Genomic DNA, 17,682 nt, shown 5'->3' with positions numbered 1-17,682 from the left:
TCACTGATCGCCGTCGAGCTTCGCCCACGCCTCGTCGAGCGCCTGCTGCGCAGTCTCCTGCGCCTGCGCGAGCGCCGCCGCGGGCTCGGCCTGACCGTTGAGGACGCCGTTCACGGCGTCCTGCATCGCGTTGGTGAACTCGGCATCGGCCGGGTTGGCAGGAAGCGAGAACGCGGCGTCGTTCGCCTCGTACATGGCGGTCACGGCGCTGTCCCACGGCTCGCCGCCGGGGGTGATCATCGACCGCACCCGCTCATCGGCCTCGGCGTTGCCGGTGAGGATGCCGGTGAACGGCTTGCCGTCGGCGGTGCGCAGCTCCAGACGCGCGTTCGCGGCCGCCTCCCACGCGTCGACGGAGGTCATCACGCGCGCCCAGCGGCACGCCGCCTCGGGATTCGGGCTTCCTGACGGGATCGCCCACGCCGACCCGGATGCGAACGCGAGCGGTGCGCCGTCGCGCGAGCGGACAGTGTCGAAGGCCAGCGGTGCGTCGGGGGAGACGTCGTTGAGCACGTTGACGTACCACTGCTCCATCGGCATGGCGCCGAGCACGCCGGTGGCGAACTGGTTGCCCTCGCCGAAGAAGTCCGCGGAGTCGCGATACGCCTTCACGGCGCTGAACCCGCCCTGCGCGTCGTAGATCGACACCGCCCACTCGAGGGCTTCGACCACGGCCGGGTCGTCGAGCTGCGCCGTGCGGCCGTCTTCCGAGAGCAGGTCGGCGCCGTTGGCCTGAGCCCACAGCGGCAGGAACTCCGGCAGCTTGCTGTCCACCCCGATCACGCTGAGCTTTCCGCCATCCGACCGCGTGAGGGCGTCGTTCGCGGCGCTCATGGCCTCCCAGCTCGACCCGTTGACGTCGTCGATCGTCAGGCCGGCACCGGCGAGCAGATCGGCGTTGGCCATGGTGATCTCGATCGAGTTGAACTCGGGGATGCCGTAGACCGAGCCGTCGAAGGTCACCTGCTCGAGGGCGGACGGGACGTACGCCGCCGTGTCTATCCCCTCACCCTCGATGCAGCGATCCAGCGGCAGGATGGCACCGCGGGCGGCGAGCGAGCCGATCTGGTCGCGATCGGCGTACACGATCGCCGGGGGTTCGCCCGAGGCGACGGCGGACAGGAACTGCTGGAGGTCGAGCTCGCCCTCGATCAGCTTGACGTCCACGTCGCCGAGCTCGTCCTCGGTCATGTCCATACGAGTGGTGGCGACCTCGTCGACGCCGGAGAAGCCCATCACCGACAGCGGCCCGCTGAGGGTGGCATCCGCATCGTACGACGCGTCGGAATCGTCGGCCCCACCCGTGCCCACGGCGCATCCGGCAAGGCTCGCGGCTGCCAATCCGGCGACCACCGCGCCCGCTGTCCAACGTCTGATCGCGCGCATGTGCACCTCCGGATAATTCCGTCCGAGAAGTGGGCGGGAGGGCAAACGTAAGAAGCGGTGCCCTCCCGCACCCAGGGGCTTGACGGCGGGGCGGCTTCGACGTAGCGCTCCGCCGGCGAGCCTGCCCCCGCTCGGACGCCGTTCGCTGCACCCGCGAGGTGGCAGCTCATGCCGCATCCGCGCCCAAGAGGCGGCGCGAAGTGACCCCCGACCGGTGCGGCTCCGGGCTCGGGTGGCAGCTCCTGCCGCATCCGCGCTCGGAATGCGGCACGAAGTGCCACGCGAACCGCGGTCGTCGCGTGCGAGGGGTCAGCGGGGAGAGAGGTCGGGAAGCGCGCGCGTGCCGAACTCGTGCCGCAGCGCGCTCAGCGCCGCATGCCAGCCGCCGAGGCCGTGCACACCGGGGCCGGGACTCGTCGACGCCGAGCACAGGTACACCCCGGGCGCGGGCGTGCGCCACGGATCGGGCGAGAGCACGGGGCGGCGGAGCATCTGCGGCATCGTCGGCGCACCCGCGGAGATGTCGCCGGCGGGGTAGTTCGGGTTCTCGTCGGCCACCTGCAGCGCGGTGCGGGAGTGTGAGGCGAGGATGACGTCGCGAAAGCCGGGAGCGAACCGCTCGATCTGACGGATGATCGCCTGCTCGCGGTCGACGTCGCTCCCGGCGGGCACGTGCGTGTACGTCCAGAGGGTGTGGGCGTCGTCGGGCGCGCGCGAGTCGTCGAAGAGCGACGGCTGCGACACGAGCACATACGGGCTCTCGGGCAGCCCGCCGCGGCCGACGAGGTTCTCCGATGCGGCCACCTCGGCGCGCGTGCCGCCGACATGCACCGTACCGGCCTCGCGGACGGCGGCATCCGCCCACGGCACCGGTGCCGAGAGCGCGAAGTCGACCTTGGCCACTCCGGCCCCGTAGCGGAACCGCTCCAGCGCCGCCCGGTAGCTCGGTGGCAGAGCGTCGCCCGCGATCTCGACGAGCGCGCGCGGCGTGACATCGAGGAGGACGACGCGCGCGGATGGCAGCTCCGACAGGGAGCCCATCTCGGCCTCGGTGACGATCTCGCCACCGCAGGCGTGGATCTCCGCCGCCATGGCGTCGACGATGGCCTGACTCCCGCCGACCGGGATCGGCCAGCCGCGCGCATGCGCGTACGTGCCGAGGGCGAGACCGGCGCCGGCGGCGGCGATGCTCGGCTGCGACAGGATCGTGTGCGCCGCGACACCGGTGACCAGAGCAGGGGCGGCGTCGTCGACGAAGCGCGCGTTCCACAGCGGCGTTCCCTGTTCGAGGGCCCGGAGCCCGAAGGCGACGGCCGCGAGCGGGTCGGGGGGCACTCGCAGGAGCGAGTTCCCGGTGAAGTCGGCCACGGCGCTCGCACGCTCCACGAGGGGGCGCATGAGACGCGCGTAGGCGTCGCCGTCCCTCCCGAGCGTTGCGGCGGTGCGGTCGAGGTCGCGGTACGCGATCGCGGCAGGTCGTTCATCGAGCGGGTGCGCGTACGAGGCATCCGGGACGGCGAACTCGACGCGCCGGCCCAGCCCGAACTCGCGGAAGAAGCGGGACTCGAAGGCGAGCGGATGCACCGCCGAGCACACGTCGTGACGGAAGCCCGGGAGCGTCAGCTCCGCCGTGGCGGCACCGCCGCCGATGCGGGCCGAACGCTCGTACACGCGGACGGCCAGCCCTGCCCGGGCGAGCGTGACGGCGGCGGCCAGCCCGTTGGGTCCCGAGCCGACGACGATCGCGTCGAGGTCTGTCATGCCGCCGAGCTGGTATCGGGATCGGCTCGCGCGGCCGGATCCTCGTCTTCCGCCGTCGTGCGTCGCTCGCCGCTGTCGGCGATGCCCTCGGCCAGATACGCCAGCCGGTGCAGAGTCTCCGCGTTGCGCCACGACAGTGGCACGTCCAGGAGCGGTTGCGGGATGAGGGCGCCCGGGCCGCTGATCGCCTCCTCCTGGATGCGCACGACCGATCCGTCGCCGCGCGGCTTCACGTCGATGGTGACGCGAGCCTCGCCGATCGGCCAGCCGCGCGCCTTCAACACGAGTCGGCGGGGCGGGTCGTAGTCGAGCACCTCTGTCGAGTCGTCGATCAAGACCGGCCATGTTCCGAAGGAGTGGTGCAGTCGAGAACCGACCGCGGGCCAGTCCGGAGCGACGTCGCGCATGCGCGAGGCGCCGACCACCCACGAGGGGAACAGCCAGCCGTTCTCGAGGACGCGGAAGACGTCGCTCGGGGTGCAGCGCAATTCTCGGGTGTTCCGTGACATTCGTGTCCTCCTGATCCGCCACGCTAACGGGGCGACGGGCGGGAGGACACCGGGTTGCGCTCCGGGCGCGGATCGGTCAGCGTCGGGATGACGCGGGAGCGGGGATCTCCGTCGCCGCGCTGAGGTCCACGGTGATGCCGGCCGTCCCGGCGGCCTCGTGGGCCAGCTGCTGCAGGAGCTCCGGGTCGAGGACCTCGGGGTCGGCCGAACCGAAGACGAAGCGGAGTTCGATCGAGGGCTGGACCCAGATGGTGGAGCGGCCGACAGCCTGGTCGCGCCACGAGAAGGTGAAGCTCTCGTTGCGGCGGAGCTTCGTGGCGAGGACGACCTTGATGTGCGCGAGCAGGCGGTCGGGAATGACGATCGGCTCGACACTTCCGCCGTAGTACAGGTGTCCCATGTCGGGCCTCCGTTCGTTGTCCCCCAGTGCCTTCACTGTACTCGATATTTAAGATTCTTAGGTAAGCTTGTGAAATAGTTCGATACGAGTATCGTTCGGAAGGTCGCGTAGGGAAGGAGACCCGGTGACTGCTCGTGCTTCCGACCCGTCCCCGCTGCGACGGGCCCTGCACCGCTACGTCGATGCACGCCAGGCGGCTCTCCTCGAAGCCCGGCGCGTCCTCGGGGTGAACGAGCTGGATGCCCGGGCGCTGCTGTTCATCGCGGCGAACCCCGGTACCCGGCCGACCGCGCTCCGCGACTATCTGGGCATCACGTCGGCGGGAGTGACGACGCTGGTCGACCGCCTCGTCGTGCGGAACGCCGTGCGCCGTGAGGTGGACCCCGAAGACCGGCGCGTCAACCGGCTGTCGTTGACCGTCGATCTCGCGACCGAACCGTGGTCGGCGCTCACGAGGTTCGACACCGACTTCGACGCCGTCGTCGGCGAGGGCGATGCCGACGAATCGTCGCGGTTCGCCACGGCGCTCGATGCCCTGGTCGAGGCGACCTCGGCGCGGTCCCGCTGATTCAGGGCGCGTCGGCGATGACGTGCTCGCGCGCGCGATCTTCCAGGTAGCTGCACAGATCCGCCATGAGCAACAGCTCGTCGGCGAGGCTTCGGACCGTGTCGGCGTCCATCGATGCCGACGTGTCGCGCGGCTCGAACGTGATGCGCCACTGCGCCGCCCCGACCTCTCGCGGCTCGATGAACAGCACGGTCGACACGCTCGCCAGTGAGGCCGAAACGAGGCCGGTGTCAGCGCCGTCCGCGCCGTCCTGTGTGATCACGTTCACCGTGCCCGGGATCTCCCGACCCGACCGGCGGAAGTCGCCGACCCACTCCTCGAGCGTCGCCATATTGAGGAACGCCATCTGTCGTCCCCTCCCCCTCCCCGCGCACCCGCGGATGCTGCCGCTCACAGTATGCAACCTCTCTCCGACGCCGTCCAACATCGCGGGCGCGTCATCCTCCGCGGCGCACGCCTCCGGGTCAACCCCCCTGATTCGAATCGGCCGACGCGCTGGAGTGGGACGGCACGCATCCGGCGCGCACGAGGAGAAGGAGACCGACATGAGCGACTCGATTCCCGACCACCCGAGCCAGGCCGAGGGCGACGTCGGCGACGACGACCTCTCACAGGATGCCGGCGGCGACGCGGACGACACCGACGCCGACGACCGCCCCTGACCGAAGGACGACACGACGTGAAGGCGATGGTGTACCGCGGTCCGTACAAGGTCCGCGTGGAGGAGAAACCCGACCCCAGGATCGAGCATCCCAACGACGCGATCGTTCGCGTCGAACTCGCGGCGATCTGCGGTTCCGACCTGCACCTGTACCACGGCATGATGCCCGACACGCGGATCGGCCACACGTTCGGCCACGAGTTCATCGGCCGGGTGGAGGAAGTCGGCTCGTCGGTGCAGACGCTGAAGGTCGGCGACCGCGTGATGGTGCCGTTCAACATCTTCTGCGGCACGTGCTTCTTCTGCTCGCGCGGGCTGTACTCCAACTGCCACAACGTCAACGCCAACGCGACCGCGGTGGGCGGCATCTACGGGTACTCGCACACCACCGGCGGGTATGACGGCGGACAGGCGGAGCTCGTCCGCGTCCCCTTCGCCGACGTCGGGCCGACCATCATCCCGGAGTGGATGGACGACGACGACGCGCTGATGCTGACGGATGCCTTCACCACCGGGTACTTCGGCGCGCAGCTCGGCGACATCGCCGAGGGCGACACGGTCGTGGTCTTCGGCGCCGGGCCCGTGGGCCTTGCCGCCGCACGGTCGTCGTGGCTCATGGGCGCGGGGCGGGTCATCGTCATCGACCACCTCGACTACCGCCTCGAGAAGGCGCGGGAGTTCGCCTTCGCTGAGACGCACAACTTCACCCACCACCAAGACGTCGTGGTGCTGCTGAAGAAGCTCACCGGCTATCTCGGCGCCGACGTCGCGATCGATGCGGTGGGAGCGGAGGCCGACGGGAATCTCGTGCAGCACATCACCTCTGCGAAGCTGAAGCTGCAGGGCGGGTCACCGGTCGCTCTCAACTGGGCGATCGACGGCGTCCGCAAAGGCGGCAACATCTCGGTGATGGGCGCCTACGGGCCCCTGTTCAGCGCGGTCAAGTTCGGCGATGCGCTCAACAAGGGCCTGACCCTGCGGATGAACCAGGCCCCGGTGAAGCGCCAGTGGCCGCGGCTGTTCGAGCACATCCAGGCCGGCTACATCAAGCCGAGCGAGATGATCACCCACCGCATCCCGCTCGACCACATCGCCGAGGGATACCACATGTTCTCGTCGAAGCTCGACGACTGCATCAAGCCCGTGATCGTTCCGGCCGCGTGAGGACCCGACATGCCGTACACCGCCAAGAAGCCCGAGACCGCCCCGAGCGCCGAGGAGCTGCGCGCCCGGATCCCCGGGTGGGGCGCCGACCTCGACCCGGCCGACCGGCCGTCGGTCCCCAAGGAGCACTACGATCCCAACGCCACGGGTGCCCACTGGGAGATGCCGGAGTCCCAGGGCGACGACCCCACGCGCGAACGCTCGATCGAGCACGCGCGACTGACGCCGGTGTTCGGCACCGCGCAGCCCCTGCACGGCGTCTCCGGTGCCATTCGACGGTACGCGTACGACCGCTTCAGCGAGGGCCGCGCCGCGCACTGGCTGCTGCTCGTCCTCGGCGACCGCGTGGAGGCCACGGGTGCCCACCTCCGCTCCCTGCTGACGCTGCGCCCCGACAACCCGATCACCGAGACGGGGATCCTGGCCGAGCCGCGACTGCGTCCGCTATCGTCACGGCGCGGGCGCGTCGACATCCGGCACGCCTGGATCGACCCGATCATCGTCGCGGGTCCGTGGATCCTCGGCGGCTGGGTCGTGTTCCGGATGCTGCGGCGCGCGTTCGTGCGCCGCTGAGAAGCGCTGCGCCTCAGCCCGGCCGCCGGTCGAGGTGTGCCGGGGCGGGAAGATCCCAGCCGTCCCACGCGAGATCCCCCAAATCCGCGTCGGCGACGTGCCCGAAGTCTGAGCCTCCCGCCCCGATTCCGTCCACCAGCTCCCAGTCATTGGATGCCATGAGCTCCCCGTGCACGACGAGCAGTCCGTCGGGTGCGGACGTGCTGGCGGCATCCGAGTAGTCGGGAGAGGACGGATTCACCCCTTCACTGTGCCCCTCGAACCGCAAGAAAGCCCGAGGCCGCGGGCAAGACCGCCCGAATGTCACCCCAAGACGCCGAGGTCTGCGGCCGAGCGGGTGATACCGCGGGTGAAATCCGTGCGCTTCCACCGGTGAGCTGCGCGCTGACCGGCCACGGTGGACGAGAACGGCATCTGACCGTTCCCGCGCGCTGCCCGGAGTCCGTATCCCGCTCCTCACCGAGTCGCGGATGCTGCCGCCCCAGGTGGTCGTGCGCGCTCGTCATTCTCAGGGGTCTGAATGCACGCCTCCCGCACCGTCTCCGACGGCCGCGCCTCCCGTCGTCGCGCTCTGCAGCGCCGCATCCGCCGGACGCGCCTCCTCTCCTTCCTCCTCACCCCGGCACTCGTCCTCGGAGTGATAGGCGCAGGGGTCTGGACCGCCACGACCGCGGCGGCCGCGCCGCTGCCGGCGCCCACGGCGACCATCGGCCTGCAGGAGACCGGGGACGCCTACGGCGACGCCGACCCGAAGCCGTTCATCCTCGCGGGAGAGGATGCGACCTTCGACGTCTCCCTCAGCAACAACTCCGAGACGGCTGACGGATACAACATCGCGTTCTCGCTCGCCCTCCCGGTCGGGATCGACTTCGTACCAACCGGCGGCGGCCTGCCTTTGCCGACCGTCTATGGCCCCGGCGACGAACTGCCGAACAGCAGCAAGACGCCGCCCCTTCCCACCGTTCCGGCCGGAATGCAGTTGTGGGTCTTCGAGGACATCGCGGACCTTCCCGCGAGGGCCGACTACGCCTCGACCATCACCGTCCGCCCCAATGCCGCTGTCTTCCCGGTCGGCGCAGCGCCGCAGTTCTCGCTCACCGGGTACGTCTCTTCCCAGCCCGCGCTCAAGCCGATCTTCGACGGCTCCACCGGTGTCGGCGGGTCCGCAGCGCTGCTGGAGACCTCGTCGGGTGACGACTCGACCACTGCGCCGGTGCGTGCGCTCCGCCTTACCAAGGACGAGCCGAGTCCCGAGATCGAACTGCTCCGCGGCGTGCACGACCATCAGACGACGTACACGCTCACGATCGAGAACACCCCGCAGGGCGTGACGGATGGCGTCACCGTCGTGGACCACCTCCCCGCCGGCCTGGAGTTCCTCGGATGCGGGACGACCGACAATACCCGGCCATCCTCGCTGCTCTACGGCGCAGGTAGCGACCGAGAGTACCCGGGGGCAGACACCCTCGAGGGGGCGACACCGGACGACTGTCTCGAGCCGGTGAGTGTGGAGACCGTCGACAGCGGGCTACCCGCGGACCTGCCCGCGGGCGTCTACACGCGCGTGACGTGGGAACTTCCGCCGCTGGCAGGCGCCACCGCACAGACCTTTCCCGGGACCGCCGGCACGCCCGGTGTGACGACGATCTCCTACCTCGCCGCTGTGCCGCTCTTCGAGAACACCATGGAGTTCGTCAGCGACGATGGGGCCGGCACGCCCTCGGCGGTCAGCGGTGAGCAGGGCTCGAACCTCAACAACAACAGCGGCGCGTCCACCCGCCAGGGACTCGCGGCCGGCTTCAACGACGGCATCGAGTACACCAACTCCGCCACGGTCAGCGGGACCTACACGGGGGTCGCGCCCGTCTCCAGCCCGGTGCCGGCCTCCGACACCGACACCGAGCGGATCCAGGCCATGGACCTGCGCATCCTGAAGTCGGTGTCGACCGGCGCGGGCGACGATGACAACGACTTCGTCACGGGTGGGCTTGCCACCTTCCGTCTCGAATTGGATGCGAGCGAGTACACGAGTGCCGACCGTATGGTCGTGACCGACGTTCTGCCGAACGGCCTCTGCCCCGCGCTTCCCGCACACGGCGGCACCGTCAGCGGCACGTGGCCAGCGGACTGCGTCGACCCCTGGCCAGGCGCGGGCGCCGTGCTCACCAATGCCGAGGTCAGTGCGATCGACTATGACGCGGAGACAGGCCAGTTCACGGTGTCCTTCATCCCCGATCCGGACGCGATCGCGGCGAACGGGACGCTCGACATCTTCTACACCGCGTTCATGCGGCCTTCCTATACCGACGACGAGCAGTACGTCGGGAACACCAGCTCCGGCGACTCCCTGATCAACGAGGTCGACGTCGAGGGGTGGACCACCTCCATCGCTGCACTCGATGGCGTGAACAACGGCGATGGCGTCCCGGCCTTCGGGGAAGACGACGTGTGGGACGACTCCTCGGCGGAGATCGTCTCGCAGTTCTCCACCATCGCCAAACGCGTCCTCTCTCGAGGAGCGGTCATCGAAACCGACCCCGCCGCACCGACGGCGGCGTCGTCGTGCGCCGTCCCGACGGGGGACACGGCCTGGCAGCCCGACCACATCGACCCGCTGGCCGACGAGCCCTTCGTCCCCGGCGACGTCGTGTGCTACGAGCTGGTGGTCAACTACGCGCCCCAGATCGACGTGAGAAACCCGCTCGTCACCGACTTCCTCCCGACCGGCGTGAGCTACCTCGACTCCACCATCGCCGGCGGCACGACCCCCGGCCTGACGGTGGCCCCGGCGAACGTCGACGGTCAGCGCATCGACTGGGAGGTCGGCACTCCCGGGGCCGACGGCGACCGGTTCGTCCCGCAGGGCGCCCGCCTGATCCTGCACGTCCTCGGCCGGGTCACTTCGTGGACGCCGAACAACGAGGCCGAGCTGGACAAGCCGCAGAACCTCATGAAGTACCAGCAGGAGGACGTCGAAGGCGACGTGTTCTTCGATCGGGACGCTTCGGCCATCCTGACGGGCCAGGGCCCGACGCTGCTCAAGGGCGTGCGCGACGTCGACGGCAACGCCGGCCTCCCGGCGCGCTCGCAGGCGAATACGGACGGTACGGTGTTCGAATCCAACCGCGACGGGATCTCCGTCGTGCAGGGAGACGTGGTTACCTACCGCGTCGACCTCACGGGCGGGACCAGCGCCGTCGAGGACCTCGTCGTATGGGACGCGCTTCCCGAGGGGGTCACAGCGGACGACGTCACCGCTGTCTCCGCCGGCGGTACGGCGCTGGACCCGAGCGACGGCGGCTACCCCGCCGGCGAACTGCCCAGCGCCTACGCCGGTCGTTCGGTGATCGTGTGGACCGGACTAAGCCTGGACGCGGCGCAGGAGCTGACACTCGACTACGACGTGACGATCCCGGACGATGCGCTCGTCAACGTCACCTTCGAGAACACCGCGTCGATCACCCGGTTCGACCTGCCCTCGAACGCCGGCGGTGCGACGACCGTCTATCCGACCGATTCGCTCGACGCGGCCCCGCCGGGCGGCGCCGAGACCGTCCCGGGCACGGGGATGCGAGACGACTCGAACGTCTACACGCCCGAGGCGCCCGTCACCAAGGCCATCGTCTCGTCCGAGGTGAGCCCGGCGACCAACAACCTCGACCCGTCCTTCAACGACCAGGGTCAGATCGTGCAGGGCGAGCTCGTCACGTACGACTACTCCGTGACGATCCCCGCCCACACGTCCGTCGAAGACGCCGTGCTGCGCGACCGCGGCACGCTGACGCCGGGCAATGTCGCCTTCGCCGCAACCGACGGGTCGTGGACCGCCTCGGCACTCACCGGCGCCGTCGCATCCGACTTCACCTTCCAGGTGGCACCGGGTAGCGGCACCGCCCGCGGCGTGCTGACCTTCCCGACGACCTATCAGAACTCCTCGAACGTCGACCAGGTCTTCACCGTCACGCTCATCGGCTACGTCGGCGACGCCGGCGGCAACAACACCACGCTGACCAACCAGGCGCAATTCACCAGCGAGACATGGGACCGCAACGCCACGGCGACGGTCGTCTACCGCGAGCCGAACCCGCAGATCGTGAAGACGGCGACGCCGACCGAAGAGATCGCGATCGGTACCCCCGTCGAATACACGCTGACGGTGTCGAACCCGGGTCGCGTGAAGAGCTACGACAACCTCGTGACCGATACCGTTCCCGTGGGCCTCGAGGTGGATCCTGCGTCGTTCAACGTCGCACCGGCGTCGGTGGAACCCGGGGTCGAGGACGGCCTCGGCGGCGACATCGTGTGGAACATCGCCGAGATCCCCGCGTCGGCGACCCTCACCTACACCGCGACCATCAGCCCCGACACGGGGGCGGGCACCGCGTACACCAACACGGCGGAGATCGTGGGATACACGCTTCCTCTGTCGCTCGGCGGCGATGTCGAAGACCGTCGCGGTGAGCGCACGGACAGCGACGACGCCACCGTCGAGGCCGTCACCGCGGAGCTCGAGAAGGGCGTGCACGTCGCGAGCAGTGCGGCCGACTTCGCGCCCACCGCGTCGGCTCCCATCGGCGAGACGATGGAGTACGAGGTCGAGGCGACGCTGCTCCCCAACATCAACTACTACGACGTGCGCATCGTCGATGACCTGCTCCCCGGCGCGGTGCTCGTCGAGAGCACCGGTGTCGAGCCGGTGTCGTCGGACCCCGACATCGACGGCACCTGGACGCGGACCCACGACGCCGCGTCGAACACCTGGACGTGGAGCTACGACGAGCCCATCACGTCGTCGACCACCCCGCGCACGCTGACCCTCACGTACCGGGTCGACCTGACGAACGCCATCTCGGGGGCGTCGGTGCCCAACACCGCCGCGTTCTCGTGGGCCGGATCGGCCGGGGGCACCCGCTCGTCGATCGACGACAGCGCCACCGTGACCGTGCTGAACCCGGTCGCGGCCATCGACAAGGTCGTGTCCGACGCCGCCCCCGACCCGGGGGAGGAGTTCGACTACACGGTGACGGTGACCAACACCGGTAACACCCCGGCGCACAACCTCGAGGTCGTCGACACGGTTCCAGCGGGCATCGTGATCCAAGAGGGATCCATCACTCGCGGCGGGCTCCCGAGCTCCGGCGCGCTCGCCGGCACCGGCGGCACGATCACATGGGACGCCACGGATCTGCCGGGCCCGCTGCATCCGCAGTCGTCCGCCGAAGACCCGCGGTCGATCGTGCTGACGTACTCGGCCGAGCTAGCGCCCTCCGCGACCATCGGTGACGCGCAGAGCTTCACCAACACTGCGACCGTGACGCGCATGGAGTCGTTCGACGAGGGCGGGCGTGTGTACACGCCGAACGTCAGCGACACCGCGGTCGTCGATCCCGCGTTCCCGAACGTGGCGCTGACCAAGACGCCGACCGCAGGTGACACCGCCTACGCCGGTCAGCCGTTCGGATGGACGCTCACGCTGGTGAACACCGGCGACGGGCCGGCCGAGACCATCGAGGTCACCGACGTGCTGCCGGACAACTGGGAGTACGACGCCGGCTCTGCGCAGATCCGCGTGGGAACGGGTGCCGCCGTGGCGCTCGCGAACCCCGACATCGACCAGCCGGACGATGTCCAGACGCTCACGTGGGATGCCGATGCCGTCTCGGCGACGACGCCGGCGCTTCCGGGCACCGCGAGCGGAGCGACCGCCGCGCAGCGGACGATCGTGATCACCTTCACGGCGACGCCGACCGAGGAAGCGCTGGTCGACGCGGGCGTCACGACGGACCAGGGCGTGAGGGTGCCGCACGTGAACACCCTCGACGCGGTCACGACCGACACGTCGGATGCGACCGGAAACGCCGACGGCGACTACACCGGTCCGGAGGACACCGCCGACGCGTTCATCCACTCCGCCGATGTCGAGCTCATCAAGACGGCGGGCTCCGGCCTTGTCGCTGGTGGTCCTGCCGCCCCGGCGTGGACGATCGAGGTGCGCAACGACGGTCCCGACACCGCGGTGGGTCCCTTCGAGGTGACCGACGACTGGGGCACGCTCCCGGCCGGCTTCACGGTCACCGGCGTCGCGGGCACCGGATGGACGTGTGGCGCCCCAGGCGCGAGCGGCTTCACGTGTGAGCGGACCAACGCCGCCGACACGCTCGCCGCCGACGCATCCTTCCCGGCGATCACCGTCACCGCGCAGGCCGCGGCGAGCTTCGATCTCGCGAACTCGCCCGTCGGCAACGAGGCATCCGTCACGGCGACGACGTTCGACCCCGATGAGAACAACAACTCGGATGAGGACGAGGTCCCCGTCACGGCGAACGCCGACCTGGCGATCACGAAGACCGGACCGGCGACCGCGCCGAACGCCGGCGGACCGATCGCCTGGACGGTGACGCTGACCAACAACGGCCCGTCCGACTCGCTCAGTACGACCGGGGACGGCAACACCATCACCATCACCGACACCATCCCGGCCGGGGTGAACGGCGTGACGCTCGGGACCCTCCCGGCGGGGTGGAGCGCGACGGGTAGTGGCCCGTGGAACGCGGGTGACACCGTGACGCTCACTCTTGCGGCCGGCGAGCGGATGACTCCGACGCAGTCGGCAGCGTTCGTCCTCACCGGGACGGTCTCGCCGTCGCTGGTCCCGGGCACCCCGATCGCGAACACCGCGGTCGTCGACGCCGGCGCGACCCCCGACCCCGTCACGCCCAACAACTCCTCGGAGACGTCGACCACCCCGACCGCGGATACGTCGCTGTCGGTGACCAAGGTGCGGCAGGTGTTCGACAACGGCGCGTGGCGCGACGCGACGGCGACGGATGAGACGGTGCCGGGCACGCCCGTGACATACCTGCTCACTGTCGCGAACGTGGGCACGGCAGATGCGCGCGGCGTGACGCTCACCGACGAGGTGCCCGACTACCTCACGTACACCTCGTTCGAGGACGTGGCGGGGACGTGGACCCGCGTGGGCGGCACTGCCGCGGGCGACGACCAGGTCTTCACCCTCGGTGCCGACCTCGCGCCCGCCGCTTCGGCGTCGTTGCGGATCACGCTCAGCATCCCGTCCTCGTACGACGAGGACGTGGTCAACTGGGTCGAGGCGGACGCGGCGAACTCGACCAACTCGCCGCGTGCCGACTCCGACTCCGGCTCGACGCGATCGGCGAATCTCACCATCGTGAAGTCGCACACCGACACGGCCGTCGCCGGAAGCACGCTGGAATACCGCCTCGCGGTGACCAACGCAGGGCCGTCGTACTCGTCCGGACCGATCGTCATCACCGACACGCTGCCCGCCGGTTTCTCCCTGCTGGCGGGTTCTGCGGCGGTCTCCATCGCCGGCGGTCCAGGAGTCGCCACGGCGCCGGTCGTGTCGGGTCAAACCCTCACGTGGACCATCGGCGACGGCGATTTCGAACTCGCGAACAGCGCGGGGATCGTGATCGACTTCACCGCCGCGATCGACCAGGCCGTGGCCGCGGGGACGTACGACAACGTCGGCTCGGTCGACGGTCCGGACGACACCGACCCCTCGGATAACAGCGACACCGACCCGACAGACGTGGCGGCCTCGGCCGACCTGTCGGTGACGAAGACCGCGTCCGCGGCATCGTACATCGCCGGCGAGGAAGCGCAGTACTCGGTCGACGTCACGAACTCGGGTCCGTCGATGGCGCGCAATGTGTCGCTCGTCGACACCGTGCCCGCGGGCATGACCGTGACCGCGATGTCGGGCACGGGCTGGACGTGCGTCGTGGCCACCGCCACCTGCACGCTGCCGGAGTTGCCGGTCGGCACGTCGACTGTCACGGTCACCGCCGCCATCGCCGCATCCGTTGCCGAGGGCACGTCGCTGACGAACATCGCGACAGTCACCTCGTCGACCCCCGACCCGACGGGGCCCGTCACCGACGACGAGACGGTGACCGTCACGACGCTCGCCGACCTCGCGATCGTCAAGACCGCCGTCGACACGGCGGGAGTGGAGATCACCACTGCCGTCGCGGGAACGGACGTGCGTTACCTGCTCGAGGTGACCAACGTGGGTCCCTCGGATGCGGTGGGACCGCTGCAGATCGCCGACGCGCTGCCCGCCGGGTTCTCGTACGTCTCCGTCGCGGAAGGGGCGAGTGCGTGGACCTGCGCCCTCGACCCGGCCGATGCCTCGGCGCTGGCGTGTGAGAACCCGTCGGGCTTGGCGGCGGGAGCTGCCGCCACCGACCTCGTGATCACCGTCGCGATCGACCCGGCGCAGCCGGTCGGCACGTCGGTCAACGTCGCGGCGGTGACTTCTGCCACGACCGATCCCACGCCGGGGAACAACACCGACGACGCGGCGCTGGCCATTGCGCAGTCCGCGGATCTGTCGATCGTCAAGTCGCACGACGCCGCCGAGGTGCACATCGACGACGAGGTCACGTTCGAGCTCGAGGTGACGAGCGACGGTTCCTCGACCGCGTCCGCTGTCACGGTGACCGACACGCTCCCTGCCGGCCTCGCGTACGTCGACGAGGGCGGCTCGGATGCGGCGTGGAGCGTGGTCGCGGCGCCCCCAGGGGCCGACGGCACCACGACGGTCACCGCGACGCTCGATGGAGCCCTGGCACCGGCGACAGTCGCGCCGCCCCTCGAGATCGTCGCCCGCGTGCTGGTGGGCGCGTATCCGGAGGTCACCAACGTCGCCGCGGTCGCCGCGGCCCAGCCCGACCCCGACCCGTCGGGCAACACCGATGAGGACGAGGTCGTCGTGCCGCCGCTGGCCGCACTCGTGTTGACGAAGGTCGCCGACGGCCCGCTCCAGGTCGGCGAGAACGGCTCGTACACGCTCACGTTGACGAACACCGGGCTCACGGAAGACCCGGGGCCCATCGTGATCGAGGACGTGCTTCCCGCCGGGCTCATCTGGCAGGGCGCGGGCGGTGCGGGCGTCACCTGCGCCGACGCGGCGGGGACCGTCTCGTGCGAGCTCGACGATGCTCTCGCCGTCGGAGCATCCGTATCGGTGACGCTGGACGTGGCGGTAGGGATCGCGGCGTTCCCCGAGGTGAGCAACACCGCCTCGGTGCGCACACCGACCGAGCAGACCGCGGGCGCGCAGTTGTCGGCGACGGCCACCTCGGCCGTGACAGCGAAGCCGCTGCCGCCGACAGGAGGTGACGTGCCGGCGATGTGGATCGCGCTGGGGACGATGCTCGCCCTCGGTGGCGTGCTCCTTCTCGTCGCCCGACGGCGCCGCACGACGTGAGGCTTCGGAGGCCGGGGAGGAGACCCCCGGCCTCCGAAGCGCGGCCGTCGTCCGATAGCCTCGTCGACGGTGCGGAGGGGAGCCGCACGCTCGTGGGCGGGAGGGGCATCGCTGATGACGAACGCTGAACCGGTGGCGCGGCTGTCGCCTGGGCGGGTCCTCCTGCTGGCGGCGCTCAACCTGGTTGCGCTCGGCTCTCTCACGGCGCCGGCGGTCGCGGGGCTGCCGGTCGCCTTCGCCGCCCTCGTGCCGGCCGGTGAACGCGCGACGGTGCTGGCGACGGCCCTCGCCCTCGGGTCGCTCACCGCCCTCGTCACCAACCCGGTCTTCGGCTGGCTCTCCGACCGCACGCCCGGGCGGCTCGGGCGGCGACGACCGTGGCTGATCGCCGGCGCCGTCGTCGGCGCGGTCGCGATCGGAGGTCTCGCAACGGCGGACTCGATCGCGGCGCTCACGACCTGGTGGGTGCTCGCCCAGGCGGCGTACAACGCCGTGCTGGCCGCATCCGCCGCCCTTCTCGCCGACCTCGTGCCTGAGGAGCAGCGTGCGTCGGCTTCGGGCCTGTTCACCGCCGGCGCCTTCGTCGGGGCGCTCCCGCCGCTGCTGCTGGCGACCCTGGTCCCCTCGCAGCTGACCGCGGTGTCGTTCGTGATGCCGGGACTCGCCCTCGTGGCCGCCGCGGCCTCCTTCGCCCTCCCCGATCGCGGTGCGCGTCCGCCGCGGCACGGGGAGCGTCCCGCTCGCGTGCGCGTTCCCCGCGCCTTCGTGGCGGTGTGGGTGCAGCGGCTCGCGATGCAGTCGGCCTTCGCCCTGGCGACCGCGTTCACGCTGTACCTCATCGTCGACCGCATGACCGGCGACGCGGTGGCCGCGACCCCCGTCGCGACGCTCGCGACCCTCGTCGGCGGCGGGGCGATCGTCGTCGGGGCGCTCGTCGGCGGCGCGTGGGCATCCCGGCGAGGCCGCTCCCTCCCGTTCCTCGTGTTCGGAGCCGGGGGCCTCGCCGTCGCGGCGCTCATCCGTGCGGGCGCCGCCACGCCCGTCCTCTTATGGGTGGCGGCCGGAGTCGGAGGGCTGGCCATGGGCGTCTATCTGTCGGCGAACCTCGCGCTGGCGCTGCGGACGCTCCCGCCCGGGCGGGGCGGCTCGTATCTCGGGATGCTCAATGTCGCCGAGACGGTCCCCGGCGTGATCGCACCGGGCGTGGCCGCTCTGCTGCTGCGCATCGGGGGAGCCGACCCGATCGCCGGGCCGGGCGACGACTACGTCGCGCTGTATCTCACCGCGGCCGCCCTCGCCCTTCTCAGTCTCGCAACCCTCCCCGCCCTTGGCCGCGCCCTGTCTGGGACCCGGGAGACCCAGCCGACCGAGCGCGACGACGACCGGGAGCGCGTGCGGGACTGA

General features: G+C 70.4%; 11 protein-coding genes. 5 read left to right on the top strand and 6 right to left on the bottom strand.

Annotated elements, in window-relative coordinates:
- The 4 genes from ACTU3I_RS12830 to ACTU3I_RS12815 all read right to left on the bottom strand — a co-directional run bounded on the left by ACTU3I_RS12830 (position 1) and on the right by ACTU3I_RS12815 (position 4,056).
- Positions 1 to 1,386: an ABC transporter substrate-binding protein gene (locus ACTU3I_RS12830; RefSeq protein WP_442926084.1), complete on the bottom strand. Its 1,386-nt coding sequence runs from the start codon at positions 1,384 to 1,386 to the stop codon at positions 1 to 3.
- A gap of 309 nt (positions 1,387 to 1,695) precedes the next feature.
- Positions 1,696 to 3,147 (bottom strand): phytoene desaturase family protein, encoded by a 1,452-nt coding sequence (locus ACTU3I_RS12825; RefSeq protein WP_442926083.1) that lies wholly within the window; start codon positions 3,145 to 3,147, stop codon positions 1,696 to 1,698.
- On the bottom strand, positions 3,144 to 3,656 hold the full coding sequence (locus ACTU3I_RS12820; RefSeq protein WP_442926082.1) for an SRPBCC family protein: 513 nt from the start codon (positions 3,654 to 3,656) through the stop codon (positions 3,144 to 3,146). The genes ACTU3I_RS12825 and ACTU3I_RS12820 overlap by 4 nt, the downstream gene beginning before the upstream one ends.
- Before the next feature lie 76 nt (positions 3,657 to 3,732).
- Positions 3,733 to 4,056 (bottom strand): DUF7882 family protein, encoded by a 324-nt coding sequence (locus tag ACTU3I_RS12815; RefSeq protein ID WP_442926081.1) that lies wholly within the window; start codon positions 4,054 to 4,056, stop codon positions 3,733 to 3,735.
- A 124-nt stretch (positions 4,057 to 4,180) separates the two neighbouring features.
- Here ACTU3I_RS12815 and ACTU3I_RS12810 point away from each other — a divergent pair, with 124 nt between their 5' ends.
- Complete coding sequence (locus tag ACTU3I_RS12810) at positions 4,181 to 4,624, top strand: MarR family winged helix-turn-helix transcriptional regulator (RefSeq protein WP_442926080.1); 444 nt, start codon at positions 4,181 to 4,183, stop codon at positions 4,622 to 4,624.
- A gap of 1 nt (position 4,625) precedes the next feature.
- On the opposite strand, the gene ACTU3I_RS12805 is transcribed toward ACTU3I_RS12810, so the two are convergent.
- Positions 4,626 to 4,970 (bottom strand): hypothetical protein, encoded by a 345-nt coding sequence (locus tag ACTU3I_RS12805; protein ID WP_442926079.1) that lies wholly within the window; start codon positions 4,968 to 4,970, stop codon positions 4,626 to 4,628.
- 333 nt (positions 4,971 to 5,303) lie between these two features.
- Between ACTU3I_RS12805 and ACTU3I_RS12800 the strand changes: the two genes are divergently transcribed.
- Together ACTU3I_RS12800 and ACTU3I_RS12795 are read left to right on the top strand one after the other, a co-directional pair.
- Positions 5,304 to 6,449, top strand: a complete 1,146-nt coding sequence (locus tag ACTU3I_RS12800) for a zinc-dependent alcohol dehydrogenase (RefSeq protein WP_442926078.1) — start codon at positions 5,304 to 5,306, stop codon at positions 6,447 to 6,449.
- Positions 6,450 to 6,458: 9 nt separating this feature from the next.
- Complete coding sequence (locus ACTU3I_RS12795; protein WP_442926077.1) at positions 6,459 to 7,022, top strand: hypothetical protein; 564 nt, start codon at positions 6,459 to 6,461, stop codon at positions 7,020 to 7,022.
- Positions 7,023 to 7,035: 13 nt separating this feature from the next.
- On the opposite strand, the gene ACTU3I_RS12790 is transcribed toward ACTU3I_RS12795, so the two are convergent.
- Positions 7,036 to 7,263 (bottom strand): hypothetical protein, encoded by a 228-nt coding sequence (locus ACTU3I_RS12790; RefSeq protein ID WP_442926076.1) that lies wholly within the window; start codon positions 7,261 to 7,263, stop codon positions 7,036 to 7,038.
- A gap of 279 nt (positions 7,264 to 7,542) precedes the next feature.
- Here ACTU3I_RS12790 and ACTU3I_RS12785 point away from each other — a divergent pair, with 279 nt between their 5' ends.
- Together ACTU3I_RS12785 and ACTU3I_RS12780 are read left to right on the top strand one after the other, a co-directional pair.
- Positions 7,543 to 16,278 (top strand): isopeptide-forming domain-containing fimbrial protein, encoded by an 8,736-nt coding sequence (locus tag ACTU3I_RS12785; RefSeq protein WP_442926075.1) that lies wholly within the window; start codon positions 7,543 to 7,545, stop codon positions 16,276 to 16,278.
- Between the two features lie 114 nt (positions 16,279 to 16,392).
- Complete coding sequence (locus ACTU3I_RS12780) at positions 16,393 to 17,682, top strand: MFS transporter (RefSeq protein ID WP_442926074.1); 1,290 nt, start codon at positions 16,393 to 16,395, stop codon at positions 17,680 to 17,682.

Origin of the sequence: Microbacterium sp. RD1 (genome assembly GCF_052220165.1) — a bacterium.
Taxonomy (GTDB): domain Bacteria; phylum Actinomycetota; class Actinomycetes; order Actinomycetales; family Microbacteriaceae; genus Microbacterium.
Note: the sequence above shows the minus strand (reverse complement) of the source record. Positions and strands in the feature narration are given on the sequence as shown.